General features: G+C 62.0%; 4 protein-coding genes. 1 reads left to right on the top strand and 3 read right to left on the bottom strand.

The annotated features are described in order from the left end of the window. Positions 1 to 226 (top strand): PhoH family protein (locus tag WA989_RS00360; RefSeq protein ID WP_424338546.1); only part of this gene is annotated, 226 nt, incomplete at its 5' end. Between the two features lie 97 nt (positions 227 to 323). Here the strand turns inward: WA989_RS00360 and WA989_RS00355 are convergent. The 3 genes from WA989_RS00355 to WA989_RS00345 form a co-directional block, all read right to left on the bottom strand. Beyond that, positions 324 to 1,880: an ABC transporter permease/substrate-binding protein gene (locus WA989_RS00355; RefSeq protein WP_424338545.1), complete on the bottom strand. Its 1,557-nt coding sequence runs from the start codon at positions 1,878 to 1,880 to the stop codon at positions 324 to 326. Beyond that, entirely contained in the window at positions 1,880 to 2,644 is a 765-nt protein-coding gene (locus WA989_RS00350; protein WP_424338544.1) for an ATP-binding cassette domain-containing protein, read from the bottom strand. Before WA989_RS00350 ends, WA989_RS00355 begins: the two co-directional genes overlap by 1 nt. 18 nt (positions 2,645 to 2,662) lie before the next feature. Continuing rightward, the coding region (locus WA989_RS00345) for a DUF3126 family protein (protein ID WP_424338547.1) at positions 2,663 to 2,790 on the bottom strand (128 nt) is incomplete at its 5' end.

The raw sequence follows: 2,790 nt of genomic DNA, 5'->3' as shown, positions 1-2,790 counted from the left end.
GAACTGCACTTACACGCAGCTGAAGATGCTGCTGACGCGGCTCGGCTGGCACTCGACCATGGCAGTCACCGGAGACCCGGCACAGTCAGACCTTCTGCCGCACCTCTCCGGTCTCGGCCAGGCGGCTGAAAGGCTTGAAAGCCTTTCGGATGCGGAAGTCGTCTATCTCGAAGGCCAGGACATCGTCCGCCACCCGCTTGTCGCGGAGATGCTGGACGTTCTCTGATCCTGAAATGCAAAGCTCACAGGGACGGGCGCTCAGAACGGGCGCCCGTTTTTGGTTTTGGGGCCCATCATCAGAAGCCCGCACGGTGAGCATTCACCTACTCTTCTTCGCCGAGAATCTGCTCATATAACCACGCTCCGGCCTCACCCACACTCTGGCGCTCGATGTCGACCTTGGAATTGGCCTGGCGCATCAGCTCTGTGCTGATCGCGCCCTGCAACGGCTCTAGGGCATTGAGCAGCGCGGTGTTCTCCTGCGCGTCAGGCGAGAGAAGGATAAAGGCATCATAAGGCGGCAGGACGTCCAGCGTGTCCTCCAGCAGGACAAGATCAAACGCATCGATCCTCCCGTCGGTCGTATAAGCGGTGACAAGCCCCACCTCGCCATTCCTCACAGCGTCATACATGAAGGCCGAATCCATGCTGCGCGGAACGAGCGCCTGCAGCCCATACGAATCGCGCGTCCGCGTCCATTCCGACCGGCCGAAGAATTCCGGATCGCTCGCGATCGACAGGTCGAGCCCGGCGAGGTCTTCAATCGTCTCCAGCCCGTTCGCTTCCGCCGTTTGCGGGCTTGTCGCGAAGGCATATGCGTTTTCGAAACCGAGCTTACCGAAGGCCATCACGCCGCGTTCATTCAGAAGCCAGGCCGAGACCCCGGCATACATGGCAGACCGCTGAGCCGGTTCATCGCGCTCCATCAGCGCGGCCCAGATCGTGCCGGTATAGTCCACATAGACATCGATCGACCCGCTCGCGAGGGCGTCGAACGCCACTGTCGTGCCAAGACCGTCGCGTGTCTCGACGCGGGCGCCCTTGGCTTCAAGCGTGCGTTTCAGGAGGTCTGCGAGAATGTACTGCTCGGTAAAGCCCTTGCTGCCGACGACGATTGTCTGTCCTTCGAGGGACGATACCGCCGCCGAAGGGCTGCCGGGCGCCAGACCTGTCGTCGCCCGCTGTCCTGCAAAGACGCTCAGCGCCGGCGCGATGATAAGACAAAGCCCGATGACGCCCGCAATGGCGCGCGGTCTGGACCTGTCCTGCGCCGATTTCTCGAACTGCGCGATCACCTGATCGAGCGCGAGCGCCAAGGCCGCTGATACAAGACAGCCAAACAGGACAGCGCCCCAGTTTCGCGTCTGCAGGCCCTGGAAGATGTAATTGCCAAGGCTGCGCGCGCCGACGGGGGTCGAGAGCGTTGCTGTTCCAACCACCCAGGCTGAGGCTGTTCTCAAGCCCGCAACAATCACCGGGGCCGCCAGCGGCAGATCGACCTGCCGCAAACGCTGGCGAGCTGTCATGCCGACGGCCAGAGCCGCTTCACGAACATCAGCATCAACGCCGCGCAGGCCGACAATCGTGTTTCGGAGGATCGGCAGGATGGAATAGAGCGAGAGCGCTGCGAAGGCCGGCCAGAAGCCGATCATACCGCCCATCAGCGGCACCATGAGCGCCAGCAACGCGATGCCAGGAATGGTCTGGATAACGCTGGCTGTCGCGAGCGCCGGTCCGGCCAGGGCGTCGCGCCGGGACGCCAGAATTCCAACCGGCAGCGAGACCAGAAGCCCGGTCATCAGCGCGCCAAGAGCAAGCTTCAAGTGGCCGGCATAGTGGCCGGGAAAGACAGCGAATTCTTCCGCGAACATCCCGCCCATCAGCCCGGCCCGAAAGCACGCGAGATGCTTGCCGCCATTTGCTGAGGGGCTGCCAGAAGATCGCTGACTGTCTCGTTCGCGGGTGAACGGATAAGGTCTTCCGCGGTGCCTTCCTGCACGATCTCGCCCCGGTCCATGACGGCGATACGGTCTGCAAGGCGCAGCGCTTCGCCAAAATCATGCGTGACCATAACGGCGGCAAATCCCAGCTTAGACTTTAGCCGGTCTATGTCTTCGAGCAGGCCGGTCTTGGTGAGCGGGTCGAGCGCGGCAAACGGCTCGTCCATAAGGACAATTTCAGGTTCTGCCGCCAGAGCGCGCGCAAGACCAATGCGCTGGCGCTGGCCGCCTGAAAGCTCTGCCGGGTAGCGGTCTGCATAGTCGCTCGCCGGCAAACCAACCATATCCAGCAGCGCTTCAAGCTTGTCCTGCTGGCGCGCCTCATCCCAGTCGAGAAGGCGCGGCGTCACCAGTACATTCTCGGCCACCGTCCTGTGCGGAAAGAGGCCCGCATGCTGGATCACAAAGCCGATACGCCTGCGCCATTCATGGCCCGGCATGTCGAAAGCATTGACGCCGCCCAGCATGAGCGAGCCCTCATCAGGCTCGATCAGCCGGTTCAGCATTTTCAAAGTCGTGGTTTTCCCGCAACCGGAATGGCCGATCAGGGCGAGCGTCTCGCCGGGCTCAAGGCCAAAGCTGACATTACTGACCGCAAGCGTCTGATCGAAGCGTTTGGTAAGCCGGTCAGCGCACAGCAGCATGAGATGTCAGCCTTTCGATCAGCCGAGATCCTCGGCCAGCACCGTCATCTGGAACTGATAGGACGTCTCGCCCTCATCGACATCCTTGTAGACGACGGCGATGAACTCCGCGCCGAGATAGACCTCAACGGAATCGTCAGTCTGGC

Origin of the sequence: Henriciella sp. (assembly GCF_049649345.1) — a bacterium.
GTDB lineage: Bacteria > Pseudomonadota > Alphaproteobacteria > Caulobacterales > Hyphomonadaceae > Henriciella.
Note: the sequence above shows the minus strand (reverse complement) of the source record. Positions and strands in the feature narration are given on the sequence as shown.